The 26696-nt window shown below is 66.9% G+C and carries 26 protein-coding genes; 14 read left to right on the forward strand and 12 right to left on the reverse strand.

The window, feature by feature from the left end:
* Positions 1-28: 28 nt before the first annotated feature.
* Positions 29-250, reverse strand: coding sequence for a DUF397 domain-containing protein (locus ACFXNW_RS21380; protein ID WP_379419487.1), 222 nt, complete (start codon positions 248-250; stop codon positions 29-31).
* Positions 251-1032: 782 nt separating this feature from the next.
* On the opposite strand from ACFXNW_RS21380, the gene ACFXNW_RS21385 reads away from it, so the two are divergent.
* The 3 genes from ACFXNW_RS21385 to ACFXNW_RS21395 all read left to right on the forward strand — a co-directional run bounded on the left by ACFXNW_RS21385 (position 1033) and on the right by ACFXNW_RS21395 (position 3210).
* On the forward strand, positions 1033-1290 hold the full coding sequence (locus tag ACFXNW_RS21385) for a hypothetical protein (protein WP_379419488.1): 258 nt from the start codon (positions 1033-1035) through the stop codon (positions 1288-1290).
* Positions 1291-1439: 149 nt separating this feature from the next.
* Positions 1440-2696, forward strand: coding sequence for a PucR family transcriptional regulator (locus ACFXNW_RS21390; RefSeq protein ID WP_379419489.1), 1257 nt, complete (start codon positions 1440-1442; stop codon positions 2694-2696).
* Positions 2697-2775: 79 nt separating this feature from the next.
* Entirely contained in the window at positions 2776-3210 is a 435-nt protein-coding gene (locus ACFXNW_RS21395; protein WP_379419490.1) for a CBS domain-containing protein, read from the forward strand.
* 5 nt (positions 3211-3215) lie between these two features.
* Here the strand turns inward: ACFXNW_RS21395 and ACFXNW_RS21400 are convergent, their stop codons facing one another.
* Positions 3216-3647: a pyridoxamine 5'-phosphate oxidase family protein gene (locus ACFXNW_RS21400; protein WP_379419491.1), complete on the reverse strand. Its 432-nt coding sequence runs from the start codon at positions 3645-3647 to the stop codon at positions 3216-3218.
* Positions 3648-3823: 176 nt separating this feature from the next.
* Between ACFXNW_RS21400 and ACFXNW_RS21405 the strand changes: the two genes are divergently transcribed.
* Genes ACFXNW_RS21405 through ACFXNW_RS21420 form a run of 4 tightly spaced genes read left to right on the forward strand, consistent with a single transcriptional unit; the run spans position 3824 to position 9190 of the window.
* Positions 3824-5122 (forward strand): aminotransferase class V-fold PLP-dependent enzyme, encoded by a 1299-nt coding sequence (locus ACFXNW_RS21405; protein ID WP_379419492.1) that lies wholly within the window; start codon positions 3824-3826, stop codon positions 5120-5122.
* On the forward strand, positions 5119-6435 hold the full coding sequence (locus tag ACFXNW_RS21410; RefSeq protein ID WP_379419493.1) for a heavy metal-associated domain-containing protein: 1317 nt from the start codon (positions 5119-5121) through the stop codon (positions 6433-6435). Before ACFXNW_RS21405 ends, ACFXNW_RS21410 begins: the two co-directional genes overlap by 4 nt.
* Entirely contained in the window at positions 6432-7871 is a 1440-nt protein-coding gene (locus tag ACFXNW_RS21415) for a decarboxylase (RefSeq protein ID WP_379419494.1), read from the forward strand. Before ACFXNW_RS21410 ends, ACFXNW_RS21415 begins: the two co-directional genes overlap by 4 nt.
* Complete coding sequence (locus ACFXNW_RS21420; protein ID WP_379419495.1) at positions 7871-9190, forward strand: pyridoxal-phosphate dependent enzyme; 1320 nt, start codon at positions 7871-7873, stop codon at positions 9188-9190. The genes ACFXNW_RS21415 and ACFXNW_RS21420 overlap by 1 nt, the downstream gene beginning before the upstream one ends.
* Positions 9191-9351: 161 nt before the next feature.
* Here the strand turns inward: ACFXNW_RS21420 and ACFXNW_RS21425 are convergent, their stop codons facing one another.
* The gene (locus ACFXNW_RS21425; protein WP_379419496.1) at positions 9352-9972 is read right to left on the reverse strand and encodes a maleylpyruvate isomerase family mycothiol-dependent enzyme; all 621 of its coding nucleotides are present in this window, start codon (positions 9970-9972) and stop codon (positions 9352-9354) included.
* A 69-nt stretch (positions 9973-10041) separates the two neighbouring features.
* On the opposite strand from ACFXNW_RS21425, the gene ACFXNW_RS21430 reads away from it, so the two are divergent.
* Positions 10042-10962, forward strand: coding sequence for a MerR family transcriptional regulator (locus ACFXNW_RS21430; RefSeq protein WP_379419497.1), 921 nt, complete (start codon positions 10042-10044; stop codon positions 10960-10962).
* A gap of 106 nt (positions 10963-11068) precedes the next feature.
* Here the strand turns inward: ACFXNW_RS21430 and ACFXNW_RS21435 are convergent, their stop codons facing one another.
* The 3 genes from ACFXNW_RS21435 to ACFXNW_RS21445 form a co-directional block, all read right to left on the reverse strand.
* The gene (locus tag ACFXNW_RS21435; protein WP_379419498.1) at positions 11069-11737 is read right to left on the reverse strand and encodes a phosphatase PAP2 family protein; all 669 of its coding nucleotides are present in this window, start codon (positions 11735-11737) and stop codon (positions 11069-11071) included.
* A gap of 391 nt (positions 11738-12128) precedes the next feature.
* Positions 12129-13562, reverse strand: coding sequence for a bifunctional phosphatase PAP2/diacylglycerol kinase family protein (locus ACFXNW_RS21440; RefSeq protein WP_379419761.1), 1434 nt, complete (start codon positions 13560-13562; stop codon positions 12129-12131).
* Between the two features lie 319 nt (positions 13563-13881).
* On the reverse strand, positions 13882-16068 hold the full coding sequence (locus ACFXNW_RS21445; RefSeq protein ID WP_379419499.1) for an MMPL family transporter: 2187 nt from the start codon (positions 16066-16068) through the stop codon (positions 13882-13884).
* Positions 16069-16426: 358 nt separating this feature from the next.
* Between ACFXNW_RS21445 and ACFXNW_RS21450 the strand changes: the two genes are divergently transcribed.
* The 6 genes from ACFXNW_RS21450 to ligD all read left to right on the forward strand — a co-directional run bounded on the left by ACFXNW_RS21450 (position 16427) and on the right by ligD (position 21157).
* Positions 16427-17071: a TetR/AcrR family transcriptional regulator gene (locus tag ACFXNW_RS21450; protein ID WP_379419500.1), complete on the forward strand. Its 645-nt coding sequence runs from the start codon at positions 16427-16429 to the stop codon at positions 17069-17071.
* 64 nt (positions 17072-17135) lie between these two features.
* On the forward strand, positions 17136-17363 hold the full coding sequence (locus tag ACFXNW_RS21455) for a hypothetical protein (RefSeq protein WP_379419501.1): 228 nt from the start codon (positions 17136-17138) through the stop codon (positions 17361-17363).
* Positions 17364-17389: 26 nt separating this feature from the next.
* Entirely contained in the window at positions 17390-18490 is a 1101-nt protein-coding gene (locus tag ACFXNW_RS21460) for an SPFH domain-containing protein (protein WP_379419502.1), read from the forward strand.
* A 34-nt stretch (positions 18491-18524) separates the two neighbouring features.
* Positions 18525-18923, forward strand: coding sequence for a cold shock domain-containing protein (locus ACFXNW_RS21465; RefSeq protein WP_379419503.1), 399 nt, complete (start codon positions 18525-18527; stop codon positions 18921-18923).
* A gap of 150 nt (positions 18924-19073) precedes the next feature.
* Positions 19074-20159: an ATP-dependent DNA ligase gene (locus tag ACFXNW_RS21470; RefSeq protein ID WP_379419504.1), complete on the forward strand. Its 1086-nt coding sequence runs from the start codon at positions 19074-19076 to the stop codon at positions 20157-20159.
* Entirely contained in the window at positions 20156-21157 is a 1002-nt protein-coding gene (ligD, locus tag ACFXNW_RS21475; protein ID WP_379419505.1) for a non-homologous end-joining DNA ligase, read from the forward strand. Before ACFXNW_RS21470 ends, ligD begins: the two co-directional genes overlap by 4 nt.
* Positions 21158-21195: 38 nt before the next feature.
* Here the strand turns inward: ligD and ACFXNW_RS21480 are convergent, their stop codons facing one another.
* The 6 genes from ACFXNW_RS21480 to ACFXNW_RS21505 form a co-directional block, all read right to left on the reverse strand.
* Positions 21196-21813 carry a cysteine hydrolase family protein gene (locus ACFXNW_RS21480; protein ID WP_379419506.1) on the reverse strand — a complete coding sequence of 206 codons (618 nt, stop codon included), beginning with the start codon at positions 21811-21813 and terminating at the stop codon, positions 21196-21198.
* An 82-nt stretch (positions 21814-21895) separates the two neighbouring features.
* Positions 21896-22888, reverse strand: coding sequence for a GlxA family transcriptional regulator (locus ACFXNW_RS21485; RefSeq protein WP_379419507.1), 993 nt, complete (start codon positions 22886-22888; stop codon positions 21896-21898).
* A gap of 88 nt (positions 22889-22976) precedes the next feature.
* Positions 22977-23753, reverse strand: coding sequence for a hypothetical protein (locus ACFXNW_RS21490; RefSeq protein ID WP_379419508.1), 777 nt, complete (start codon positions 23751-23753; stop codon positions 22977-22979).
* 187 nt (positions 23754-23940) lie between these two features.
* Complete coding sequence (locus ACFXNW_RS21495) at positions 23941-24588, reverse strand: TetR/AcrR family transcriptional regulator (protein ID WP_379419509.1); 648 nt, start codon at positions 24586-24588, stop codon at positions 23941-23943.
* A complete protein-coding gene (locus ACFXNW_RS21500; protein ID WP_379419510.1) occupies positions 24572-25714 on the reverse strand; it encodes an acyl-CoA dehydrogenase family protein in 1143 nt (380 codons plus the stop codon). Before ACFXNW_RS21500 ends, ACFXNW_RS21495 begins: the two co-directional genes overlap by 17 nt.
* 122 nt (positions 25715-25836) lie before the next feature.
* Positions 25837-26517 carry a TetR/AcrR family transcriptional regulator gene (locus ACFXNW_RS21505; protein WP_379419511.1) on the reverse strand — a complete coding sequence of 227 codons (681 nt, stop codon included), beginning with the start codon at positions 26515-26517 and terminating at the stop codon, positions 25837-25839.
* Positions 26518-26696: the final 179 nt, after the last annotated feature.

The following is a 26696-nucleotide window of genomic DNA, read 5'->3' on the forward strand; positions in this document are numbered from 1 at the left end:
ACACCGCACCGACGGCCCATGCTACCTCTCAGCTAGCCAGATCGTCGAACTCTCCGGCCTTCGCGCCGCGGATGAACGCGTCGATCTCGGGACGGGTGTAGAACAGGACCCCGCTCTCGGGCTCGCGTGAATTGCGCACGGCTACCAGGTTGTTGGTCGCCACCGCCATCTCCACGCAATTACCGCTCGGATTGCTGAATGTGCTCTTGCGCCATGCTCCGGCGACGTGATTGGTGACTGACTCCGCCATTGGACCCACTCCTCGGTTACGACGTTACTTGTGACGCAGTGTTTGCAGATGCACACGCAAATGTTCTTGCATTTGCACCCTCATCTGGACCATAGCACGATGCGCGCGCGTGCGCGCCCGCAGATTCACACCCTCCCGCGACCTCGGCGCAACCCGTTCGACCAGGAAGTTGCGGCGTCTGCGAGGCCACATCCGGCCAGTGTCCCGCGATGCTTGCACATAGGGGCCGAATTGCACTCTGCCGCAATGAAATATCTATTCAGCGGTGATGCTGGAGGGCGTCGTGCGCCAAGCCGGCGGACAACAGGGCCCGGCACCACGGCGTCGCGGCCGCCGCCACCGGCGAAACAGCTGGTTCCCGAACCACTCCGACTCGACGCCCGGGCACACACCGCCATGGCAAGTCAGCGCACGCGGCATGCGCCGGTTCCGATAGAGCCGAGGTCCCGGTCGAATATCGACGGCTGGTCGCCACCAGGCGTCATCTCGGTCACGAAACGACGGCGCACGCACAGATCGGCACCAACGGGCTATTACCCGTGTATGACTGGGTCTCGCGCCACAGTGGGACAGATCGGGCAATCCGCATGCGGCACAGCGGCGGCCACCGATCCGGCAGCCGGTCTGCGGCGAAGTGTTCTTTTCAATGTAAGCTACAAATGTACTTGCATTTGCAATCTACAGAGCCCTAAACTCGATCATGAGAGTCGGGGAGGTACGCGGGAGTTCACGCCGGCGTCACCATCACCTCCCCCCACGTTCCGACGCGAGGGGCGGTCGAAATGAGCCAGCCATTCCGAACTCCCCGCCGAGTCGCGGTCGCCGGTTCCGCCGGTGTCGAGGCTCTGCGGCACCTTCCCGATGCCCTGCGCCATTTCCCGGCGCCCGAAAGCGTGAGCGCCGACTGCGGTTCCGAGCCGCTCGGCCTGACCTATCGCCAAGCACGCGAAATCCTGCGCGTGCACGAGGTACACGGCCCCCGTTGCCGGCAATGGCTTGCCGCCGCCGCGTACCTGTCGGCCGGCCTCGACGACGAGTGAACTACCGCCCGCCGACGACAACGAATGCGTCGCCACCGGTTCGGCCGATCTGAGACGAACCTCTTTCTGGACGTCCGTCCACTCGTATAGTGAGGCGAACGAACCGGATGCTGCGGGTTGGCATCCGAGGTGGCAACGGAGCGAACTACATGAGCTTTTCCGCGCTCGACCTCTCGGTCGGCGACAACGACACGGTTCTCGAGATCGGTGGACAGCCGGCATCGGTGCCCCTGCAGAACACCGACCGGGTCGCCTCCCGGATGGTCGACTACTTCGCCACCTGCGTCGCGCCGTGCCGCACGCTACCCGGAGAACAGATCCGTGGCGAGGTCACCGAGGTGACCCGCTACTGCCTCACCCTGATCGCCGAGATGTTCGACCGGCGCACACTTCCCGAGGACCAGGCCTTCACCGAGGTGCGCTCGGCCGCCGCGCAATGGGCGCGCGAAGGGGTCCCACTCGGCACCATCGTGCGGGCCTATCACGAGGGCGTGCGCATCGCCTTCGGTCTCGTCACCGCACGGGCCGCGGCCAACGACGTGGCCGAGGTCATCGCTGCCACCGACCTGATCCTCGAACTGCTCGAAGCCCTGACCGTCGCGGTATCGGATTCCTATGCCCAGGAACAACAGCTGGTCGCACGGGAACATCAGACCGCCACCCAGACCCTTGCTTCGGCGCTGCTGAGTGGTCGCTCGCATGCCGCGCTCGCACTTCAATCCGGCATCCCCGTCGCCGAGCGGTATCAGGTGGTGGCGCTGTTCATTCCGCCGCACCCAGACGAGCGCGATCTGCGCGTCGACACCCGGGTGGCGGCGCGGCGCAAACTGCGCCGGGTGCAGTCGGAGCTGGCGGTTGTGTTCGAATCCAAGGCGCTGGCCCTGCTCAGCCCCCAGGGCGGCACGCTGCTCATCCCCCGAGACGGCGATGTCGAACTGACCGACGACGTTCTGGTGCGGCTCTCGGCCGCCGCCGAGGTGCCGGTCACCGCAGCGATGGTGACCAGTACCACCGGCGATGTGCCCGAGGCCGCCGATCAGGCCCATGAGCTGCTGGGCCTGGTCCGGGCGGGCGAGCGGGCCGCGGGCCTGTATCAGATGACCGATCTCGCGGTGGAGTACCAGCTCACCAGGGGCGGGCCCGCCACCCGGCGGATCGCGACCATCCTGGAACCACTCGACGATCACCCGGAGCTGTTCGCCACCATGCGGGCGTACCTGCGCAACGATATGAACCGCCAGCTCACCGCGCGCCAGCTGTATGTGCACCCGAACACCGTCGATTACCGGCTGCGCCGTATCGCCCAGCTCACCACCGTCGACCTGGCGACCTCGGCGGGCATTTCACAGGCCGCGATCGCGTTGCTGGCGCGTGACCTCGATCGTGGTCCCGCCGCCCGGCCCTAGGTGATGCCGATTCGTGCTGGTCACGTGGTCGTCGAAGAGGGATCCTGGTAAGCGGAGTGTCCCTCTTGGATGGTGAACCATGCGAATCGCGGAAATCTTGCGCAGAAAAGGCAGTGACGTAGCGACCGTCCGGCCCGACTCGACGGTGCGTGAGTTGCTGGCGACGCTTGCCGCACACAACATCGGCGCGGTGGTCGTCTCCTCGGATGGTGTCGGTATCACCGGCATCGTCTCCGAACGCGACGTGGTGCGCAGCCTGCACCTGCTCGGCACCGACCTGCTCGACGCCCCGGTATCACAGATCATGACCGCCGACGTGCGGATCTGCGACCCGGATGATCTGGTCGAAGGCCTGCGGCGCACCATGACCGACCACCGCGTCCGGCATCTGCCGGTGGTGCGCGATGGCCGGTTGGTCGGCATCGTCAGTATCGGCGACGTGGTCAAGAGCGCGATCTCCGAGCTCGCGACCGAACGCGAACACCTGGTGGGTTACCTGCAGGGCACCTACTGAGTTCGCTACAGCTCGGCGGTATCGCCCAGATCCGCGGAGAGCCAGTGCTCGGGGCGCATGAACACCACGGTCTGCTCCCCGAAGTGTTCTGACGCGCGCAGATAGCCCTCCACGTTCTCGACGGGCAGGAAACGTGCGGCCATCTCCCGGTTGTGCGCCTCGCTCATCGGCTCGATCCGGGTGACAGGGCCTTCGACGCTCACGTACCGCACCGTCGGTTCGATGCGCTGTGCCATCAGACTGAACCGGCCCGCGCTGCGGATATGGCGAAGCTTCTGCGATTCGGTTCCGGTGATCACCCAGATCTCGCCACCGGGGCTGTACTGATACCAGATGGGCACGTTCAGCGGGCCACGCCCATCGGCACCGGTGACGGCCAGCGCCGCCAGGTGCGGCTGCGCGAGGAATTCCTGACGTTCTGCAAGAGTCAGCGGCATGGTCGGCACCCTACGCCGCCCGACCGACAGGTTCTCCGCACCGCGAGGCCCGGCGGCGCTCACCCGATGCACCTGGCGAGTGTGAAATCTGTTGGGTGGGTGAAAAGTTCGAAGGTTTTCCGGTTTGTGCGTATCGTTGAGCGATATCCAGCGCGTCCGGCGGAGGGAGCGTCACGGTGGGGCCACCTGCGCGAGCGTCGCACCCGATACCGGTACCGATCCGCGCCCACGCCGCCGCGCCCGCTCACCGCTCGATCGATGCCGCGCGCGCGTTGTTCCCGGCGCTAGAGGACACCCGGGAGGTGTACCTCGACAGTGCCGCCACCACACAGAAGCCGTGGCCGGTCATCGACGCGGCGACGGGCTATCACCGTGCGCGCACAGCCAACGCCGGGCGCGGTTCGTATCGGTGGTCCACCGAACTGGCCGGCCGGATCGCCGAGATCCGGGGGCGGACGGCGAGATTCATCGGCGCCGGCCACACCGACGAGGTGGTGTTCACCGGGGGCGCCACCGCGGCCCTCAATGCCGTGGCACTGTCGTGGGGTCTGGCCGCGCTCGACGATGGCGATCACATCCTGTTCAACCCGCGCGATCACGCCGCCAATGTGCTCCCCTGGCATCACCTGCGCGCGATCATGGCCCGCTTCGGCAGGAATATCGAACTGGTGCCGTATCGGGTCACCGAACTCGGCGAGGCCGATATCGCCGATATCGCACACAAGATCGGCCCGCGGACCCGGCTGATCACCACCAGCCACCTGCACCATGTGTACGGTGCCGTCACCACGCTCGAAGAGCTGCGCGGGCGGATCCCGTCGCGGGTGCTGCTGTGTTTCGATTGCAGCCAGAGCGGTGGCCATCTGCCCGTCGATGTCGTCGAACTCGGCGCCGACTTCGCGGTCTTCGCCGCGCACAAGATGTTCGGCGCACCGGGCGCAGGGGTCCTGTACTGCCGTCGCCGCGTGCACGATCAGCTGATTCCATTCCTGCCCGGCGGCACTTCCGGTGGCCGAGCGGGCGACGACGCGCGGGTCGCCATGCCCGGTCTGCTCGAAGGCGGAACACCCGATATCCCCGCCCTGCTGGCGCTAGGGGCGGCCATCGATGTGCTGGATTCGTTCGGGATGTCCGCGATCGCCGAACACAACCGTGATCTCACCGCGCGTCTTCTCGACGGCCTGCGCACGGTCCCGGGCGTGCGTTTCCTGCCCGGCCCCGCATACGCACCGTGCGCCACCGGGTATGGGATCGTCTCGTTCACCCTGGACGGGATCAGCGCCGACGACCTCGGTTTCGTCCTCGCCGAATCCGGTTTCATGGTCCGCACGGGGGCGCATTGCGTGCCCGCCGATACCGCCGGATCGGCGTCGGATGCCGAGTCGGTACGGGTCAGCACTCAGATCTACAACACGCATACGGAGATCGATCGTTTCACCGACTGCGTCCGGCAGGTCGCCGAGGAGGTCCTATGACTGAAGCATCGACCGGTGGCGGCACCGGCCACACCGCCCGCTACGACCGGCGCGGCGCCTCCCGGGTCCTCGCCGAGCTCGCCCAGCCCGGACTGTTCGCCGAGGCGCCCGCACCGCGTGCACGACATATCGAGTACGCCGGCACCCCCTTGACGCCCGAACCCGGCCACCGCCTCACCTTCTCGCAACGGCTGTATCTGGAGCGGTTCATGCGGCCGTGCCGCCCGGATCAGGTCACCAGCGCCACCCATCGGATCACCTGGACCGACAGCCACGGCATCCCCAATACCGGCCACTATCGCGATGACGGCCTCGGCCCCGCCGTGCCGATCGCCGCCCGCGAAGCCGTACTCGAGCTCTGGGATCGATTGGCAGCCAACGGCAGTTTCGCCGAACGCGCCACTCGGCTCGACGGCCGCGCGCACGCGCTGCTCATGGGCACCACCACCGACCACGATCCGGTCGAGATCTTCCGCGTCGGGATCGAGGCCACCGGGCGCACGCTGGCTCAGCACGCCCTGCTCGCTCGCCAGACGCCCTACCGTGACGCCGTCGAATTCGCGCGGGGGATGCTCGATTCCGGGATCTTCGCCGCGGTCGCGACCCGGTGGTATTGGGAGTTGCAGGCCTCCACCTATCGGCGCGGCATGATCCCGGTGACGTTGCTGGCCCAGCCGGATACGACGGTGCGGTATTCGGCGGAGACGGTGGCGGTGCTGCGGGCGATGAAGGATGCCACCATCGCCGACGCGCACACGGTGATGCGCCGCGCCACCGGGCCCGAAGGTCTCACCGTGGCCGCGGCGATCGAGAAGTACCACGACGATCTCGATCTCATCTCCCGCCAGTACGCGCTGCTGCCCTCCGGCGCGCGGCCTGCATGCCTGGCCGCCATGCCGCACCGAATCGCTGACGAGCACTACAGCATCCTTCCGATGGTGGCCGAGCGGTTCGTGGCCACCTTTGCGGCGGTCCTCGCCGGTCTCGCCGTCACACCGGTGACCGGCGAGGTGGACGGGTCCGACAGCGACGGCCCGATCGCCGCCGACGACCAGGTCTTCTACGTGCCCGATATGACGTGCAAGCACTGTGTGCGCACCATCGGAGGCGTGCTCGAGTCGATGGGCATCCGGGTGGCCGATATCGATCTGGTCAGCAAGCGCGTGGTCGCCGAATTCCGCAGTCCACGTAATCGGGCCCGCGCGTTCGAGGCCATCCGAGACGGCGGATACAACCCGTCGGCGGTGCGTGCCGAAGCCGACTCGGATCCAGCGCAGGGGCAGGTCACTGTGACAGCGGAATCCACCCGATGACCGCACCGGCACTGCCCGCTCTCATCGATCCGATGGTGCGGGCGTTCCTCGACGACCGCAGGGCACTCGATACCGCGCTGGACGTGTACGGCTCCCCGCTGAACCTGGTGTTTCCCGAGGTCTTCACACAGAAGCTCACCCGGCTGGTGGCTGAACTGAGCCGACGACCTGCACGGTATCGAATCTGCTACGCGCACAAGGTGAACCAGGCGAGCTCATTCGTCCGTGCCGCGGCGAGCGCGGGTATCGGCATCGATGTGGCGTCTGTGGGTGAACTCGACAGCGCGCAGGGCGCAGGATTCGCACCGGGACGGATCGAGGCGACCGGGCCGAAAGGCACCGCCTTCCTCCGACGGCTGATCGACGACGGCGTCGTGGTGAACGTGGACAACCAGTGGGAGCTCGACACGATCGCCGAGCTGGCCACCGGGTCCGCACCGGTTCGGGTGCTGCTTCGGGTGTCGGGTTTCGATCCGGGGCGGGTGAGCCGGTTCGGGATACCCCTGGGGCGGGTGGAACGCGCGATGGCGACACTGACCGCGCATCGAGACCGGATCGAGTTCCTCGGGTTCGCATTCCATCTCGATTCCGGCGATGTCGGCGAACGGGTGCGCGCCGTCGACCGCTGCCTGACGCTGACCGAGAGCGCCTACGAGCATGGTCTCGCGCCGTCGGTGCTGAATATCGGTGGTGGTCTGCGGCAGGTGTTCACCGCCGACGCTGCCGGTTTCGAACGCTATATGCTGGCGTTGCGTGCCTCGCTGGCCGGCGGCGGCGCGCCGATGAGCTGGGGGTCCACGACCTTCGGCTACCAGGTGGACGGCGGGTCGGTGCGCGGTGTGCCGGTGTTCCACAAGTACGGCAATACCGTTGCCGCCGAGCGGATGCTGGCCGAACTGCTGGACGCGCCGTTGGAGCGACACGGCGGCCGGACTGTCGCGCAGGTCGCCGCCGACAATCTGCTCGAGCTGTGGTTGGAGCCCGGCAAGGCTCTGGTCGATCATGCGGGTCTCACGGTGGCGACGGTCGAGGTGGTGAAGGAGGCCTCCGACGGCACGATCCTGGTCGATCTGGATATCAGCCGGGACGCGGTGACACCGGCCGATCAGGAGGTCATGGTCGATCCGCTGGTACTACCCGGTGATGGGCGGGTGGTGGATGATGCGCCGGCTCAGGTGTATTTCGCCGGACGGCTGTGCTTGGAGCGGGATCTGATCACCAATCACGTCGTGTCCCTGCCATGGGTGCCGCGGCCGGGTGATCTGGTGATCTTCCCGAACACCGCCGCCTACCACATGGATCTGTCGGCCGCGTCGGCGTCGATGCGGCCACCGGCCGCCAAGGTCGCGATCCTCCGCGACGCCGACGGGTTTCGGACCTGTGCCGATGCCGAGTTCCTCGCCGCAACGGCCGCCGGGCTCTCGGAGGCGCGCTGATGCCCTACGACCACATCACCGAACTCATCGGCAACACTCCCCTGCTGCGACTCGACCCCGCCGTGCACGGTCTGGATGGAGTCCAGCTGTACGCGAAGCTGGAGTCGCACAATCCTTTCGGCTCGGTCAAGGACCGGGTGGCATGGGCGATGATCCGCGACGAGATCGCCGATATCGGTGCCGAAGGCCGCACCCTCATCGAAGCCTCCAGCGGCAACACCGCCAAGGCGCTACGGGTGCTCGGCGCGGTGCACGGCATCGAGCTGCGGGCGGTGACCAATCGGATCAAGGTCGAGGAGGTCCGGGATCTGCTGCGGCTGCTCGGCACCGAGATCGTGGAATTGCCGGGACTGTCCGAATGCCCCGACCCGACCACACCGAACGACGTGTACTCGGTGATCGAGTCGACGATGGCCGAACAACCCGGCGCCTTCCATCACCCCTCGCAGTACACCAACGACAAGAATGTGCAGGCCCACCACGACGGCACCGGACGCGAGATCCACGACGACCTCGCCGCCGCAGGCATCGATCGAGTCGACTACCTGATCGGAGGGCTCGGCACCACCGGATCGACCCGCGGAACCGCCACCTATCTGCGCAAACATCATCCAGAGTTGCGCACCATCGCGGTGGTATCAGAACGATCCGACTTCATCCCTGGTATCCGTTCCGAGCACGAGATGTGGGATGTGGGACTGTTCCAGCCCGATTTCTACGACCGCATCGTCACCGTGGATTCGGCGCGCGCAGTCGAGGCAACGTTGACCTTGGCTTCCGGATACGGGGTTCTCGCAGGGCCGACCAGCGGCGCGGCCTACGCGGCGACAGTGGATACGCTTGCGGCCCTGGATCGTTCGGGTTCGGAGCCGATCGTGGCGGTGGTTGTCGTCTGCGATCGGATCGAACCGTATCTGTCCTACATCAAAAAGCGCAGGCCTGATCTCTTCGGCGGAACCCATCGGCGACACATGCCGACCGCCGCAGAACTGGCGCCGGTGCCGGTGCTCACGCCCGCCGAACTCGCCGAACTGTCGGCCACCGAGCACCCGATCCTGGTGGATACCAGGGGCGCCATGGCCTACCGGATCGGGCACGTCCCCGGTGCACTCAACATCCCCGACGACCATCTCGGCGACCTGCTCACCCACGGCACCCCGTTCTCTGCATCCCGCCCGGTGGTGTTCATCTGCCCCACCGGCGACCTGTCCCGCCACTTCGCTGCTACCGCCCGCCGGACCGGGCACCGCGCGTACAGCCTCGACGGTGGGCTCATCGCCTGGCGAGATGCCGGTTTCGCGTTGGAACGCGGAAGTTGAGCGCGCGGACGCCCGACCTCCCGGCGGAATCAGGGCCGGTGCCGTTTGGCCTGGCTCGGCACTCCCGGACGCCGGTCGGCAGGGTAACCGGCCGACCCGCCGGCATGCGTATCGGACGACGCCGGAACCCCGACGGTTTCCGCGCTCATCCGCGAGCACGATCAGTCCGTGGCGAGAACCGTCGGCGAGGTTCGGCCGGTGAGCAGGAGCAGTAGATCCGATGCGGGGGCGGCGATCACTGTGCCCTCCCCCGCTGACCAGTCGGTATCTGTCGCGACGAGCTGGTAGCCCCCGAGCTTGCGGTCAGCATGGAACGGCCACCCCATGGTCCAGATCCGTTGCAGCGACCAGCGAGCCGGCTCCGCCGGTATCTGGTGGCGCAGGCCGAGCGGTACCGCGATGTCCTGGCCGTGGACCAGCAGATCCATCAGGCGATCAGTGGGCGTCGTGCTGATCGGGGTGAAGCGGGCATCGATGCGGTCGCGCAGCCGGTCCAGCAGTTCGGCCGTGCTGATCTGCTCGGCGAGACGGACGGCGGTGTTGTGGTTGAGCCGGTCGATGCTGCCGCGGGCCCGGACCAGCTGCCACAGCAACCAACTCGTCGACGCGCCAGAACTGATCACCACATGGGCGACGACCTCGCGCACCCGCCATCCCGCGCACAGGGAATCCCGATCCCAGTCGCTGTCCGGCAGCCCTGCGAGCAGCTCGACCAGACGCCTGCGTTCGGTGGCGATCGCCTGCCACACCTGCTCATCGGACGGGTTGTGCGTTTGTGCCATCGGTGTTCCTCCTGTGTGAGTGGCTACCGGTACCGTAGAAACTCCAGTCGGGTGGAGGTTCCAGCGAAGGTGACGCACGACACACATCCCCGCGATCTGGTGGGCATCGGTGAACTGGCCAGGCGCACCGGTGTTTCGGTGCGCACCATCCGGTTCTATTGCGACGAAGGAGTTCTGCCGTCGCGTCGCACCTCGGGCGGGCATCGGGTGTTCGAACCGGATGTTGTCGACCGGCTGCTTGCCATCCGAAGGTTGCGGGCGCTGGGGCTGGGTTTGGACGCGATCGACGCGATCGCCTCGGGTGCGCTGGCTGTGGAGGACGCACTGGCCGGTGAACGGGCAAGCGTGCGGGCCGAACTCGACGCGCTGTCCTGGCGGGACGCCGCACTGCTCGCGATCGAACAGGCCCCGCCCGCCGAACGCGCCACCCGGATCGCCCTACTTGCGGGCGCTGCGGATCGGACGGTCGTGCGGGGCGCAATCACCGACTTCTGGCGTCGCGTGCTCGCCGTTATGCCCGCGGAGATGTTCGATGGTTTCGTCGAGATGGATGTGCCGCGGATTCCGGCGAATCCGACACCGGATCAGGTCCTCGCCTTCGCCGAGCTGGCGCAACTGGTGAGCACACCGGAGCTCGGCAACGTCGTCGCCTGGCAACTGTGGCGTTCGGGCGCCGACCAGATCCGCGACAAACGCGCTCTGGTCCTCGCACTGGCCGAGCCGCACGCGGCCGTGGCGCAGCGGGTTCTGGCCGCTGATCGGCCCTGCGCCGGGGCCGAACTCGATCAGTATGTCGCCGCCCACGCCGAAGTGCGTGGTCGCGCCGATACTCCGGCGTTCCGGCGGCAGCTGGTCGCGGGCGTTCCCGACGCGCACCCGGCCACTACCCGATATTGGGCGCTGACCGCAGGCATCCTCGGCGCCCCTACGACGACCGGCACCACACAGCACTGGTTGCACACGGCCTTGAGGGAATCGGTCGCCGACTGAGAAACCTCGCTACCGGCGCCGAGCCGCGGCCCGCTGCGCGTCACACTCGATGTCAGCGCGCCTTCGCACCGCCGGCGCGCACGCTGCGAAGCGGAGGTTGATCGCTTCAGGCTGTGTCGACGCGGGACTGCGCGACCGGTACCGGCGTTTCTTCCGCGACCGGCGACAAAGTCCGGCGGTAGCGCAGATAGCCGGTCAGCATGATGGTCAGCCACAGTAGGCCGATTGTCCAACCGGCGAGCACGTCGGTGGGCCAGTGCACGCCCAGATACACGCGGGACAGTCCGACCAGAACGACGAACGTCGCCGCGGCCCCCGCCACCACCCAGCGCAGCCCACCACGGCGCAGTCCGACCACGATGACGGCGGCGATCACACCGGCGACGACCGCCGAACCAAGGCTATGTCCGGACGGAAAGGAGTGGCTGGTGACCGTCACCAGCCGATCCGCCACGGGTGGCCGCTCGCGGTCGATCACAGATTTCAGCAACGGAATCAGCAGGGCCGAACCGGCTCCCGTCACGGCGACCAGCATCAGTTCCGGCCACTGCCGACGCCAGGCGAGGACCGCGCAAGCCAGCAGCGCCGCCGACCACATGGCGATGGTGCCCCCGGAGTGTGTGATGACCTCGACCACCGGCGTCAGCGTGTCGACGCGATGGTCGACCACCCAGTCCATGATGGGCACGTCCACCAGCCGTTCGGCGTCGCCGACGACGACGAACCAGGTCAGCGCGACCGCCACCACTGCCAGCACAATCGCCACCCACACCATCAGACCACCCTATCCGCGCCGGGGATTCCTCCACGGCGTGCCGGTTGTGACGGCGGTCGGGGTCGCCGCGCGGGCCTTGGTTCGCGCGGGCAGTTCGGCGACGCGGCGAGCGATCTCACTCGGGCCCGCACGACGCAGGTACCCGGACCAGCATTCCCTAGGCCCTGCTTCGTCGGCCTGCTCGATGGTGTCGACGTTGATACCGCCATGCGGCGCCATCTTCGCTGCGCTTGTCGCCAGTGGTGTTCACCGGCGCCGGTGAACGGGTGCCGGGCGCAGGAAATCGGTGGCGTTGTGCACGCCGACCGCGAACTCGCTCGCAGGCCGGCCCCTCCGCGCCGAACTGCACCGGATGCGCACCGACCTCGACCGCGCATCAAATGCCGCGAGGTCAGCGGCGTCCGTTGCCTGCGATGACGCCGGGCTCGGCCGGCCGGAAGACGCCGAGCGCACCCGCCTCACTACTGATGGTGAGGTCTTTGACGCGGTGGTTGACCTCGCCGTCGGTCGCCAATGAGACATCCGCCCCGACCACCTGGACCCGCATCCGGGCGACCCGACGGTGGACGTAGGTGTGCGAATGCTCCAAGCTTCCGGTGATCGTCGACCAGATCAGCCGGGTCCGCGACAGCGGCAGGTCCGCACGCAGATACCGGACGTCGAGGGTGCCGCCGTGCAGTAGCGGCCGTGCAGTCGGGACCTGATGGCCGGGCATGTAGGTGCCGTTGCCGACGAACAGCATCCAGATCTCGACCCGTTCTCCGTCGATGATCACGTGCAACGGCTGCGCTCGCGAGAGCACGCGGAACAAGGCGACTGCCGCAGCGGGCCATTTCCCGAGCCGGGATTCGAGCTTCTCCCGTAGCCGCACGAAATCCGGATACCCGCCGAGGCTCGCGGTGTTGACGAAGGTGCGCTCGCCGTCACCGCCGAAGCGCACCCGCGCGGTGTCGGTGCGCATCACCTCACCCGATGCGAGCGCCGCCATCGTCGCGGCCGGATCGTCGACACCGAGATCGCGGGCGAAATGGTTGAGGGTGCCGCCCGCGAACACCGCGAGCGGCAGATCGTGGCGCACCGCCGATTCGGCGACACCCGAGACGGTTCCATCGCCACCGAGGACGCCGAGCGCCACCACACCGCCCGCGTCGATTCGTTCGGCGATCTGCGCCCCGAGGTCGGTACTCGGGTCGAACTCGAGGATCCGTGCCGCGGGTAGCTTGCCGCGCAATGCGTCGATTCGCTCACCATTGCCGAGCCCGGAGGACCGGTTGACCACCACCAGAAGGCCCGCACCCGCGGGGACCGGTGCGACGGATTCGGTGGGGCCCATGCCGGCCGGTTCACCCGCACGCACGGCCCACCAGCGACGAGTGGCCAGCGCGAGGGCCGAACCGAGCATCGCACCGGCGACGACGTCGGAAGGCCAGTGCACCCCGATATGGACACGGGAATACCCGACCGCGGCCGCGACCGGAGCCACCACGGCCGCCGCACGCCGGTCTTCGAGCGCGACGCCGGTGACGAACGCCGCCGCCGATGCCGAGTGACCCGACGGAAAAGACGAGGAGTAGGGCGGTCTGACCGGCCTTCGCACGAACGGGACCGACGTGTCCGGCGGCCTGCGGCGGGGAAATACCGGTTTGGCGATCCCGTTGGCAATCCCGCTGGCCAGCCCCACCGACAGCACTCCGCGCACCGCGGCTCGCCGTTGCGCGCGGTCGCCCACCAGATACATCGCCGCGGCGGTGGCCACCCACAGCAGGTTGTGATCGGCCATCCGGCTCAGCCTGAGCAACACCCGATCCGCGGCCGTCGGCCGCATATCGGCACTGCGCGCAATCAGCCACCGGTCCACCGCACTCACCACTTACCTCGCTTCTCACCGGGCCGCCGGGCACCGGCCACGGCACTGTCGGAGTCTAGTCGCCCTGCCGACTCCGCACCCGGCCACCGGATACGGCCGTCATACGGTCATGCATCCAGATGTGCTCTGCACCAAGGTGATCGGCGCGTCGGTCCGACGCCGAGATCGCTCCGACGAACCCCGCGCACAACCGCGTCGACCTCGCCCGCGGCACCGCGATGCCGGCCAGCGATCCGCACTGCCCATGACCGACACCCGTGGGCCGCCGACCTCGCAGCTAACCGATCCGGGCGCGCTCCGGTGGTTCGTCGGCAAGCAACGGTTCGCCGAGTCCGATGCGACGCTGGATGCGTTTCATCCATTCCGGCGCCCACCAGCAGCGGTCACCGAGCAGTTTCATCGTCGCCGGGACCAGCATCATGCGCAGAACCGTGGCGTCGATGATCAGGGCGGCGATCATGCCGAAGGCGATGTACTGCATCATCACCAGGTCCGAGAACGCGAACGCACCGGTCACCACCAGCAGGATCAGTGCGGCGGCGGTGATGATGCGGCCGGTGTGTGCGGTGCCGGTGCGCACCGCCTCGGTGGTGGAGGCGCCGCGCGATCTGGCTTCCACCATCCGGGACAGCAGGAAGACCTCGTAGTCGGTGGACAGACCGTAGATGATCGCGATGATCAGCACCAGCATGTTCGCCTGGATGGGCTGTGGAGTGAAGTTCAGCAGGCCCGCGCCGTGGCCGTCGAGGAAGATCCAGGTCAGGATGCCGAGCGTGGAGCCGAGGCCGAGCGCGCTCATCAACGCGGCCTTGATCGGCAGTATCAGGGAGCCGAAGGTCAGGAACATCAGCAGCGTCGTGACCAGCAGGACCAGCGCGATCATGAACGGTATCCGCACCAGCAGCGCGTCGATCGAATCTTTCTGGATGGCGGGAACGCCGCCGACCAGCATCGTCACGCCGTCGGGCTGATCCAATGCCCGCAGGTATTCGATGGTCTCCCCCGCTTCGGCGGAGTTGATCAGGGTGGCCTTGGTGCGATACACCTCGTCCTGCACCGTCGAGCGCGACGGAATCTCGAATCTGCTCTCCAGCCCCGGCGCCGCATTCGCCTGATCCCAGAGCTCGCCCACCGCGTTGCTGTTGTCCGAGACGAAGATCAGCTCGAGCGGATCGGATTTGCGGACCGGGAACAGGGTGTCGATCGTCTCTTGCGCCACCCGGGTCGGATCGTCGGGCGGCAGATAGCGTTCGCTGAAACCGCCGAAGACGAGATTGCGCATCGGCAGGATCAGCAAGAGTAGACCGACGCACAGAACGACGCTGATCTTCAGCGGATGGCGCATCACCCAATCGGTGGTGCGGGCCCAGAAACCATTCTCCACCTCGGCGGCGGTCCTGGTGCGGCGGAAGCGTTCGAAGCCGAGCAGATCCACCCGCGGTCCGAGTACGGCCAGCATGGCGGGCAGCAGGGTGATCGAGGTCAGCGCCGCCAGCGACACCGTCGCGATGGCGCCGTAGCCCATGGACTTCAGGAAACCCTGCGGGAACAGCAGCATGCCGCCGAGGCTGGCGATGATCATGGTCGCCGAGAACACCACTGTGCGCCCGGCCGTCATCACCGAGCGCCGCACCGCGGCCTGCGTGTCGTATCCGGCGGCCAGTTCCTCACGGAACCGGCTGACGACGAACAGGCCGTAATCGATCGCAAGTCCGACACCGATCATCGAGACCACCGGCGACACGAACGAATTCACGTCGGTGACGGTGGTGAGCAGCCGCAATATCCCGTAGGCGCCGAACACCGTCAGCCCACCGACGATCAGCGGCAGCGCAGCGGCCACCGCACCACCGAAAATAAAGAACAGCAGTACCGCGACCGCGGGCACGGCCAGCAGCTCGAGCCTTCGGGTGTCGTTGGCGGCGGTGTCGTTCAATGTTCCCGCCACCGCTTGCAGGCCGCCGACCTGCACGTCTATACCGGGAATGTAGAAGGCGTCCTTGACCTTCCGATAGTTGCGCACCATCTCGGTATCGGTCTCGCCGCGAATGGCGATGGCGGCGACGGCATGCTTTCGGTCATCGGTCGCGGCCTGGGTGCCGGTCAATTTGCCGGTTTCGGTCGGCCAGTATGCGGCGTTGATGCCGAGGATCTCGCCGGGATGTTCGCGGGGCAGGCTGTTCAGGTTGTCTACCACCCGGCGCGCGAACTCCGGATCGTCGACCTTCGTGCCGTCCGGTGCGGTGTAGAGCACGACCACATCGACGTCGTGGTTGCGGCCGAACGCCCGGTCCGACAACCGCGCGGCCACCGCCGATTCCGAGGTCGGATCGTCCAGTCCGCCCGAAGTCAGATGGTCATCGAGACCGATTCCCACCGCACCGAGGCCGAGCAGCGCCGCACCCACCAGGGCGATGACCGCGAACCGCAGCCGAAATACGAGTTCGCCCCAGCGTGTGAACATCAGCCGACCTCGCCCGCCTGGACTCCGCTACGCACGTCGGCGCGCCTGAAATGGATTCTTGGATCCGATAGGACCAGCACGCCGATTGCCAAGGGGCCGGGTCCTTTCCGCTCGTACCCGCACTGTTGGACGTCATCCAAAGTACCGGCCGAAACAAACTGGACGTTACATTCGAATTCGGCTGCCGGGATTTATCGGTGGGTCGGCCTCGCGGCGACACGGTCGTCGAGGCCGACCGCTGGTACCCGTCCAGCCAGAACCGACGTTCGGTCTGCACCTGCGGCCTGAACAGACGACGCCCGAGAAGGGCGGTGAGGACCGCTCAACAGAGCTGTTCGACACGCTTTAGGGTGGAACGGTGCAGACAGGCCAGGACTCAGACCCCCCGCACGCGGATCCACTCGCCGGACCCCGGATCTGGGGCGGAACCACGCTCACCGAGCGCAAGCAGGTGCGGCGGACCGCGCTACTCGAGGCGGCGCTGGATCTGATCGGCGAATCCGGAGCAGCCGGAGTCACCATGCGGGCGGTCTGTCGACGAGCCAACCTCACCGACCGCTACTTCTATGAGAGCTTCGCCAGCCGCGACGAACTGCTCGATGTGCTCTACCGGCAGGTGGCCGAGGAGTTCCTGGAGCCGATGACCGCCTTCGCGGTCGCCGACGATCCGTCCAGGGACCGCAGTCTGTCCGAAGTGCTGGTGGACAAGGTGCTCGAGGACCCGCGCAAGTCCCGCCTGTTCCTGGTGGAGCCCTATTCCAGCACCGGGCTCGGCCAGACCACCATCGCGGTAATGCCTGCCTTCACCCGCCTCATCCAGGACCACCTGTTCTCCCAGATCGCCGATCCGGTGCGCCGCCGCCTCGCCGCGGTCACCATGGCCAGCGGCAACGCCGGCATGTTCTCGGCGTGGCTCGGCGGCTCGCTGCGCGCGGACCGCGACGAGATCGTCGATCACCTCGTCGCGATGATCACCGCCTACCGCGGGCTGTACCAGCACTGACCGCAGGACACCTCGCGCTCGCCGGCACACGCGAATCGTAACGTGAGCGTAGGAGGTTCGAACGTTGACCGATGCGGTAGTGGGTTCTACGGGTACGCTGATGTCGCCGATCCGGGGGGCCGGGACGCTGGGTGAGGTCCTGGTCGCCATCCGAGGGGGAACCGAGCTCTACATCGCGCGCGCCACCGAGCCGATCGCAGCCGGGGCGACCGTGCTGATCATCGCTGTCGACTCCGGCCGGATCGCCGACGTGGTGCCCTGGGTGCCGCTCGTCCCGGATCCGCTGGACTGACGTTCGAAACAGCAAGGGAGACACACGTGCTCGGTTACCACGTTCCTGATCCTGACGAGGCGATGCTGGTCAGCGGCGCCAAGAGCAAGGACAACGCACCGTTCAAGGTGATCATCGGGCGCGGCGCCTGGGTGGTGCCGTTCTTCCGCAAGGTGCGGTATCTGTCGCTGGCCATGTTCGAGGCCGAGATCAAAGAACGTTGCGAGACGAAACAGGCGATCCAGCTCGACGTGCGTGCGGTCATCGCGTTCAAGGTCGCCAACGACACCCCGTCTATCGTCAATGCGGCGCAACGATTCCTGTCCGAACAGGAACGCGAGATGTCGATGCTGACCGGGCGGATCTTCTCCGGTCATCTGCGCTCCATCGTCGGTTCGATGACCGTGGAGGAGATCATCCGGGAGCGTCAGCGCCTGGCCGACGAGGTGCTGGTGGCGTCGAAGGTCGAGATGAGCAATATCGGCCTGTGGGTGGACTCGTTCCAGATCATGTCCATCGATGACGGCGCACTCGGCTATATCTCCGCTCTCGCCGCACCGCATAACGCCGCGGTACAGCGCGACGCCCAGATCGCCCGGTCCCAGGCCGCACAACGCGCCGCGGAGGCCGAGCAGGAGTCGCTGCGGCGGCAGGCCGAGTATGAACGAGAGACCTCGCTACTCAAGGCCGAGTATCAACGCGATATCGACAAGGCCCAGGCCGAGGCCGCGGCGGCCGGTCCGCTCGCTCAGGCCCTCGCCCAGCAAGAGGTGCTCACCGCCAAAGCCGAGCAGGCCCGTAAGGAAGCCGAACTGCGCGAGCAGCAGCTGCAGGCCGAGGTGGTGAAACCGGCCGCGGCCGAGGCAGAGCGGGTGCGTATCCTCGCCGAGGCCGAGGCCGACCGGACCAGGATTCAGGCCGAGGCCGCCGCGTCCAACAACCGGATCGCGCTGGACCAGTTGCTCATCGAGCAGTTGCCCGAAATCGTGCGCCAGGCCTCCCACGGGTTGTCCAATGCCAACCTCACCGTGCTCAACGGGCCCGACGGGGTCAGCGAATTGGTCAATGGAATGGTCGGCCAGGGGCTGACGGTGTTCAGTTCGCTGCAAAAGGCTCTTTCCTCCAACGATGGAGAAAATGCGGGTTAAAGTGGCCCGGTAGCGTCGGCGGCGAGGAGCGGGTGTGGTGTCCATCGGGAAATTGGTGTCGTTCGACAGCTCGCGCGGATTCGGTTTCATTCGTCCGGAAGACGGTGGCCCGGATGTATTCGTGCACGTCAACGACATCGGTCTCGACGAGGACGAATTGCGTCAGGGCCGGGTGTTCGAATTCGAGATCACCGAGGGTGATCGCGGCCCGAAGGCGGTCAATCTGGCCGCCACCGGCGGCGCGCCGGCGCCCGCTCCCCGTGGCCGGACCAAAGAACGGTCCGGCGTAGTCGTGCTCAGCACCGCCGAGCACACGCGCCTGGTCACCGAACTGCTGCTCGACGCCAGCCCGGCTCTCACGGCTGGTGAGATCATCACCATTCGCGAACGGCTCACCACCTTCGCCGACGAGCACGGCTGGCTCGACGACTGACCTCCTCGCAGGCACGACCTTCCGACGCGCCCGCCGACGCCCGCAGGAATCCCCCACGCTGTCGGTGCCGCCGCATACGATCGCGGCACCGATGAATCCTCGTCGGCCGCGACGTCGACATCGGTGAGGACCGACCCCGAGGAGGATCGCGTGGACCTACCGGTGATGCCGCCTGTGCGTCCGATGCTCGCCAAATCCGCGCCCGCGGTGCCGCGTGAACCGGGCCTGAGCTATGAACCCAAATGGGATGGATTCCGGTGCATCGTCTTCCGGGACGGCGCCGACATCGAACTCGGCTCCCGGAACGACCGGCCGCTGACCAGGTATTTCCCCGAGGTTGCCGAACTGCTCGCCGCGGCGCTGCCACCACGATGCGTGGTCGACGGCGAGATCGTCATCGTCACCGATGCCGGACTGGATTTCGACACGCTCCAGTTGCGGCTACATCCTGCGGCTTCGCGGGTGGCCAAGCTCGCCGTGGAAACGCCCGCGAGCTTCGTCGCCTTCGACCTGCTCGCCCTCGGTGACGACGACCTGACCGGCGAACCGTTCCGGGAACGCAGGCGCCTGCTCGAGACCATCCTCGATACCGAGCTCGCACGGGTGCATCTGACGCCCATCACTCCCGACCCCGACGTGGCCGAGGACTGGTTCACCCGATTCGAGGGCGCCGGTTTCGACGGCGTGATGGTCAAGGCCGACGACCAGCGGTATCTGCAGGACAAGCGGGTGATGCTCAAGGTCAAACATGAGCGCACCGCCGATTGCGTCGTCGCCGGATTCCGCTGGCACAAGGACGGCGAGGGCATCGGTTCGCTGCTGCTCGGGCTCTACGACGACGAGGGCAACCTGCATCATGTGGGCGTTGCCAGCAGCTTCACCGCCGCCAAGCGCAAACAGCTGATCGGTGAGCTGGAGCCCTGGCGCGAGGGCGCCCTGGACAACCATCCGTGGCGTGACTGGGCCGATGCCGCGGCCCAGGCCAGAGCCGATGGGAAAATGCCCGGCGGGGTGAGCCGATGGACCGGCGGCAAGGATCTGTCCTGGGAGGCGCTGCGACCCGAACTGGTCGCCGAGGTCCGCTATGAACATGTGCAGTCGGGCCGGTTCCGGCACGGCGGCAGGCTGGTCCGCTTCCGCAACGACCGCACGCCCGAATCCTGCACCTATGCCCAGCTCGACGAGGTCGCCCCCGCCGAACTGGCCGCCATCTTCGGCTCCGAGGTGGCGCGATGAGCGAATCGGTCGATCTCGAGGTCGACGGCCGCAGCGTCACCATCTCCAACCCAGGCAAGGTGTATTTCACCAAGCGCGGTGAGACGAAATTGGATCTGGTGCACTACTACCAGGCCGTGGCCGAGCCGCTGCTCGGGGTGATCGGGAACCGGCCGTTGCTGCTGGAACGCTATCCCGACGGCGCTTCCGGGAAGTCCTGGTTCCAGAAGCGGGTGCCGAAATCCGCGCCGGACTGGCTGCACACCGTGGAGGTGTCCACCCCGAACGGCACCACCAGCGACGCGCTCGTCGCCCACGATCTGGCCCATATTCTGTGGGCGGTCAACCAGGGCTGTCTCGGATTCCACGTGTGGCCCAACCACGTCGACGAACTTCGCATCGCCGACGAACTTCGTATCGACCTCGACCCCTCCCCCGGCATCGGTTTCGACGACCTGCGCGAGGCCGCCGTGCGCACCCGGGAACTGTGCGCCGAACTCGGAATCGACGCACGCGTCAAGACATCCGGGTCACGGGGGCTGCACCTGTATGTGGCGCTGGAACCGAAATGGGACGGGTATCAGGTGCGCGCGGCAGCCGTCGCGCTGGCCCGTGAGCTGGAGCGACGGCATCCCGAACACATCACCGCCCAATGGTGGAAGGAAGAACGCGGCAGCCGCGTCTTCGTCGACTTCAACCAGAACGCGCCGCACAAAACGGTTTTCGGTGCCTGGTGCGTGCGCCCCAAGGTCGGCGCCCAAGTGTCGACCCCGATCTCCTGGGACGAACTCGACTCGGTGGTGCCGGAAGAGCTGACCATTGCGACGGTGCCGGCCCGGCTCGCCGAACGCGGCGATCCGTGGGCAGATCGGCCCGCGCAGACGATCGAACCGCTACTGGAGATGTCCGAACGCGATATGGCGACCGGTTTGATGGACGCACCGTGGCCGCCGCAGTATCCGAAGATGCCGAACGAGCCGCCTCGGGTGCAGCCGAGCCGCGCGAAGAAAACCGACTGAGTCGGGTGTGCGGCGCGGTCGCCGCACACCTTCGCGCTCTAGTCTTCGAGGTCGTCCACGGTGGGGACGACGACACCGAACAGATCGGTGACGGTGGTCAGGGCTGCCGCCTGCAGTGTCGCCGCGGGCACGACCGTGCCGTCCGGCGCGGCAAGAGCGCGGGTGGCGGTGGTCTCGGCGACGACGGTCGGACGGTAGCCGAGGTTGAACGCGCCTTGTGCGGTGAAGCCGACGCACATGTGCGTCATGAAGCCGGCGAGCACGAGATGGCTTCCGGATTCGATACCGGCCTCGCGCAGTGCCTGTTCCAGTTCGGTCGCGTGAAAGGCATTCGGGAACTGCTTGACCACGACCGGTTCACCGTCGATCGGTGCGACCTCGGTGCTGATGGAGCCGATCTCGTCGCGGATATCGTAGGGAGTTCCCTCGCCGCCGTCATTGACGATGTGCACGACAGGAATACCTGCAGCGCGTGCACGTTCCAGCAGGCGCGCACCGGCGGCGAGAGCATCCTCGGCACCGTCCAATGCCATGACGCCCGTGCGATAGGTGTTCTGGAAATCGATCATGATCAGCGCGGACTCGCGGAGCCGTGGCGCCTGGTTGTCCAGTCCGACGACGGTACGCAGGGAATCGGAGAACCGGGTTGTGGTCATGGAACAGCCTTTCAACGGGAAATGGGCATGGCGAATCCCCTCCTCGCACGGATGCCGAGGGGAGGTCAGTGGGGTCGGGCGGTCAGGCCGTCCGAGTGCGGAAACGGCGGCGATAGGCCGCCGGGGTGGTGCCGAGTTGGCGTTTGAACGCTCGGTGCAAGGTCTCCACCGAGCCGAGTCCTGCGCTCGTCGCTACCTGGTCGAGGCTGCGATCGGTGGTCTCGAGCAGTCGTCGTGCGACCTCGACGCGGGTCGCTTCGACATAGGCGCTGGGTCCGACACCCATTTCGTCTTTGAACACGCGGACGAAATGGCGTTCACTCAGGCGCATCCGCGTCGCGAGCGCTTCGGTCGAGAGGTCCTGGTCGAAATGATCGGCAATCCACAACCGCAGCTCGTCGATATCACGACGAGCCGGTGCGGGTCGGCTCAGCGGGACCGAGAATTGGCTCTGTCCGCCTTGCCGTTTGAGGTACATCACCAGTTGGCGCGCCACCGCCAGCGCGGCCTGTTCGCCGAGGTCTTCGGTGACCAACGCAAGTGCCAGGTCCAGACAGGCGCTGATTCCGGCTCCTGTCCACAGTCGACCGCGGTCGGTGCGGACGAAGATCGGGTCCGGATCGACGGTGATCTCGGGGTGCCGGGCCGCGAGCTGCGCGGCGGTGGACCAGTGCGTAGTGGCGGTCTTACCGTCCAGCAATCCGGCCGCGGCGAGCAGATGCGCGCCGACGCAGACCGAAGCCACCCGCTCGGCGCGCGGTGCCGTCGCTGTCAGCCACGCCACCACATCGTTGTCGATCCGGGCGATGGGGCCATCGTCGGTCATCTCGACCGCGCCCGGTATCAGCAGGGTGTCGATTCTGCCGTCGACCTCGTCGAAGGTCAGATCCGGCAGCAGCCGCACGCCCGCCGACGTCGTGACAGCCTCGGCCGTCGGCGCGGCCAGGCGGACCTGGTACCCGGCTCGGCCTGAGGTTTCCCGGTTGGCCAGCGCGAAGACCTCGGCCGGGCCGGTGACGTCGAGGAGATCGACCTCGGGGAACACCGCGATGACGACTCGATGGGTGATGGACACGAACTCATCCTCGCCCCTGTTATCGATGACGGCAATGACGAGGCTCTGTCACATCCGGACATTCATGCTGCCGGACGCCGCCGGCCGGTCAGGCGGTCCACAGCACCCAGGTGGCGCCGCGGCCTTGCCCTTCACAGACCAGCGCACGCCCGTCCACGGTACGCGCGGTGGCCGCGGCTCCCGGCGTACAGCTGGTGCCGCCCTCACCGATGACCTCGGACACCGTGTACGGACCCTTCCATTGGAACCCGGTGGTCGAGCTCGCCGCAGTCAGGCACAGCAGCGTCGACCCGTCGGCGGCGGTCCCGATGAGGCCTGCCTCCGGGCAGGCAGTGCGCAACGAAGCCGTGGGCGTCGCGGCATCCGACGTGGCGGCGGGTGACGTCTCGGACGGCCCGGCATTCTCGCTCGGTGCGAGGGCGGCCGGTTCGGTCGCCGAAGCCTGTGTGGCCAAGACAGTCTGCGATGTTTGCGTCGACGCGAGTTCCTCGGTCCGCGGCACCACGTCCGAGAGCAGGTCACCCGGCGCCACGATCAGGGCCGCGATGATCGCCGCCTCGGCCAATCCCATCAGCAGTGCGAACAGCGCCATCACCCGGCCCCGGGGATGGCTGAAAGCGATGAGCCCGAACACGATCGCGACCGGAATCAGCAGCAGCAGGGCCGCGACCAGTGCGATCACCGCATAAGGGTTGACGATTCGGCGGGCGTCGGGCTCGTCGGAGGTGCTGCGGGGCCAGTCCTGCTCGTATTCGTCGTCGTGTACATCGTCGACAACGGCGCCTCGTCCGCGGCGGGCCGCGGTCTTGGTGTCGTGCCCGACTTCCGGCCAGCGCTCATCAGCCCAGCGCTGCGAATCTGCCATTCGAGGTCTCTCTTCCCACTAACCATCGCGCGGAAACCTCGGATATCCGGCCCCGCCCCGACATCGAGAAGGATAGAGCCCCGCCGCCGAATCGTCCTGCGAATGCACGGATCGCATTACCCGAAGCACGGCCGACTTGTCCGGCTTATCCGTAACGAACACAGCACGATTGGCCTGCGGGCGGGAGTCAGTGACCGCTGTCGACTTTCGGCAACGACTCCGCAACCAGTGTCAGCAGCATGTCCACCAGCAGTCCATGGACCTGCGCGCGGGTCAAGGTGCCGCGGGTGATCCATTCGCGTCCGGCCACTTTCACCAATCCGCCATAGGCGCGCACCATCGCGCGCATGGAGGCACTGTGTGCCGAATCGGCGAGCCCGATCATCAGCAGCAGCCGTTCGGCGGCCACATCGTCGGCTTGATCGAGGATCTGCTGGACGTCGGGATCGTCTCCGACCCCCTCATGGCTGGTGACCTTGACCCAGGTGCTTCCGTGTTCGGAGATGGTGTCGAGCAGCCAGTGCACGCTGGCCTCGACCCGTTCACGTTCGGTACCGGTGGGCACGACCATGTCGTCGAGCCGCGGCAGGGTCACCATCCGGCGCACCACGGCCAAATAGAGGTCGCGCTTGTTGCCGAAGTAGTGGTTGATCAGGCCGCGCGCCACGCCCGCACGCTGGGCCAGCTCGGCCGTCGACACCGCGGCATAGGGCCGCTCACCGAACATCTCGATGGCCTGGGCCAGGATCTGGGCCCGCCGCTCGTCGGGCTCGAGCCGCCGACGGCGCGGTTGCCCTTCGGCGGCGGAGGCAGGGGTATCAGAGAGACCGCGCAATGAGATCCTTCATCACCTCGTTGCTGCCCGCGAGGATACGCAGCACACGAGCGCCGGTGTAGAGCTGGGAAATCGGGTACTCCGTCATGTAGCCGTAGCCGCCGAACAGTTGCAGGCAGCGGTCAACCACGATACCCAGTTGGTCGGTCAACCAGTACTTCGACATGGCAGCAGTGGGAATGTCGAGTTCGCCACGAAGGTGCTTGGCGATGCACTCGTCGAGGAAGGTGCGACTCACCGTGGTCAGGGTCGCGCATTCGGCGAGTTCGAATTTGGTGTTCTGCATCGCGAACAGCGGCTTGCCGAATGCCTCGCGGCCCTTGGTGTATTCGACGGTCAGTTCGACAGCGCGTTCCATCATCGCGACCGCCATGATCGCGGTCACCAGGCGTTCCTGGGCCAGCATCCGCATCATCTGATAGAAGCCCTGCCCCTCGGCCCCACCGAGCAGGTTCGTCGTGGGCACACGCAGGCCGTCGAAGAACAGTTCCGCGGTGTCCTGACCCTTTCCGCCGATCTTGGACAGGATGCGGCCCCTGGTGAAACCCGGTGTGTCGTCGCCGACCTCGGCGAACAACAGCGAAACGCCTGCGGCGCCCTGTTCCGGATCGGTTTTGGCGGCGATGATGATGCCGTCGCACAGCCAGCCGTTGGTGATGAAGATCTTCGAACCGGTGATGACGTAGTCGTCGCCGTCGCGCACCGCGCGGGTCTTGATGTTCTGCAGGTCCGAGCCGGTGCCGGGTTCGGTCATCCCGATGGAGAGCACCATCTCACCGCTCGCGGCCCGGGGCAGCACGCGCTGCTTGAGTTCGTCGGAACCGAATTCGGCGAGATAGGGCGCGATGATCGCGCTGTGCACGGGCATGCCCATGGCGCCGTCACCCGCGCGGACCTGCTCTTCGATGATCGCGGCCTCATGGGCGAAGGTGCCGCCACCGCCGAAGGGCTCGGGCAGCGCGGCGCAGAGCAGACCGAGCTTGCCCGCGGTGCGGTAGAGCTCGCGGTCGGGATGGCCCTGCTCGACGAACTTCTCCTCATGCGGAACGACCTCGCGCTCGAAGTAGCTGCGTGCGAGATCCCGCACCGCTTCGACCTCGTCGTCACTCCATATCGGACGTGTCATCGTCGCATCCTCTGCTCGTAGTCCACCCGGGCATGCCGGGGCTTCCGGTCTCAGATTCGCGCACTATTGGCAATCTGTCAACAAGCCGGGCACGGGTATGCCGGCAGAGGATGCGGGTGGATTCAGTGGTCGGCGTCGACTGCGGCGAGGGTGGTGAAAATGGGCGTGGCAGGGTCGGCGTCGATGCCACGGCGGCGCAGGAAGCTGTCGATCAGGCCCCAGACGTATTCGGTGGTCTGATCCACGAATTCGCGGGCGTCACGGCCGGGATCGTCGCCGCCGAGCCACAGGTCGGTGATCGAGACGACCACCCCGGTGATGGCGCGCGCCAGATAGTCGATGCCGCTGTCGTCGATGGGAACGGCCTCGGCCACGGCGCTCGCTTGCTTCGCCAAGCGCCCGGCGACCTGCCGCCCGAGGTCGACCTGGACCACCGAACCGTCGCGATCGTGGCCGGTCTGGGCCTGGCCGAGGAAGCGGAAAACGTTCGGATGTTCGAGGATGCTGTCGGCGTAGGCGGTCAGCACGGTGCTCAATGCCGCGCGCGGCGGTTGCAAGACGAGGGTGAGGTCACTGCCTGCGGCCGCGAACGCCGATTTCGCCATCCGGTTGCCGATCTCGGTGAACAGATCGGCTTTGTCGGCGAAGCGCCGGTACAGGCGCGGTTTGGTGATGCCCGCCTCGCGCGCGATGTCGTCCATGCTCGGGCGCGGGCCGTCTCGGTCGATCACCCGGATGGCCGCATCGACGATCTCGTCGCGGCCGACGGACGGCGGCGGGGTGCGCACGGTGGTGCGGTTCACGATGTGCTCATCTCCGACTCGCCGACGACGTGGCGGCGAAGTAGACGTTGGCGAGTACGGCGGCGTTCACCCCTCGATGCAACACCACCGACCCTGAGGCAAGAGCATACACGTACCGCTGGTACGCACCAGTCGAACCGGACCAATCCTTGGTAAACCTCGAATTTCAGTGATCCATC

The sequence above is a fragment of the Nocardia sp. NPDC059180 genome (assembly GCF_042754945.1).
Classification (GTDB): Bacteria; Actinomycetota; Actinomycetes; order Mycobacteriales; family Mycobacteriaceae; genus Nocardia.

Excerpts from the sequence above, each read along its gene's own strand:
- ACFXNW_RS21435 (WP_379419498.1), bottom strand. The coding sequence starts at position 11,737 with ATGGTGTGGGTGGCGATTGTGCTGGCAGTGGTGGCGGTCGCGCTGACC.
- ligD (WP_379419505.1), top strand. The coding sequence starts at position 20,156 with ATGAGCGAATCGGTCGATCTCGAGGTCGACGGCCGCAGCGTCACCATC.
- ACFXNW_RS21400 (WP_379419491.1), bottom strand. The coding sequence starts at position 3,647 with ATGCCGCTGACTCTTGCAGAACGTCAGGAATTCCTCGCGCAGCCGCAC.
- ACFXNW_RS21390 (WP_379419489.1), top strand. The coding sequence starts at position 1,440 with ATGAGCTTTTCCGCGCTCGACCTCTCGGTCGGCGACAACGACACGGTT.
- ACFXNW_RS21415 (WP_379419494.1), top strand. The coding sequence starts at position 6,432 with ATGACCGCACCGGCACTGCCCGCTCTCATCGATCCGATGGTGCGGGCG.
- ACFXNW_RS21445 (WP_379419499.1), bottom strand. The coding sequence starts at position 16,068 with ATGTTCACACGCTGGGGCGAACTCGTATTTCGGCTGCGGTTCGCGGTC.
- ACFXNW_RS21440 (WP_379419761.1), bottom strand. The coding sequence starts at position 13,562 with ATGCGGCCGACGGCCGCGGATCGGGTGTTGCTCAGGCTGAGCCGGATG.
- ACFXNW_RS21380 (WP_379419487.1), bottom strand. The coding sequence starts at position 250 with ATGGCGGAGTCAGTCACCAATCACGTCGCCGGAGCATGGCGCAAGAGC.
- ACFXNW_RS21395 (WP_379419490.1), top strand. The coding sequence starts at position 2,776 with ATGCGAATCGCGGAAATCTTGCGCAGAAAAGGCAGTGACGTAGCGACC.
- ACFXNW_RS21385 (WP_379419488.1), top strand. The coding sequence starts at position 1,033 with ATGAGCCAGCCATTCCGAACTCCCCGCCGAGTCGCGGTCGCCGGTTCC.
- ACFXNW_RS21420 (WP_379419495.1), top strand. The coding sequence starts at position 7,871 with ATGCCCTACGACCACATCACCGAACTCATCGGCAACACTCCCCTGCTG.
- ACFXNW_RS21480 (WP_379419506.1), bottom strand. The coding sequence starts at position 21,813 with ATGACCACAACCCGGTTCTCCGATTCCCTGCGTACCGTCGTCGGACTG.
- ACFXNW_RS21425 (WP_379419496.1), bottom strand. The coding sequence starts at position 9,972 with ATGGCACAAACGCACAACCCGTCCGATGAGCAGGTGTGGCAGGCGATC.
- ACFXNW_RS21500 (WP_379419510.1), bottom strand. The coding sequence starts at position 25,714 with ATGACACGTCCGATATGGAGTGACGACGAGGTCGAAGCGGTGCGGGAT.
- ACFXNW_RS21410 (WP_379419493.1), top strand. The coding sequence starts at position 5,119 with ATGACTGAAGCATCGACCGGTGGCGGCACCGGCCACACCGCCCGCTAC.
- ACFXNW_RS21490 (WP_379419508.1), bottom strand. The coding sequence starts at position 23,753 with ATGGCAGATTCGCAGCGCTGGGCTGATGAGCGCTGGCCGGAAGTCGGG.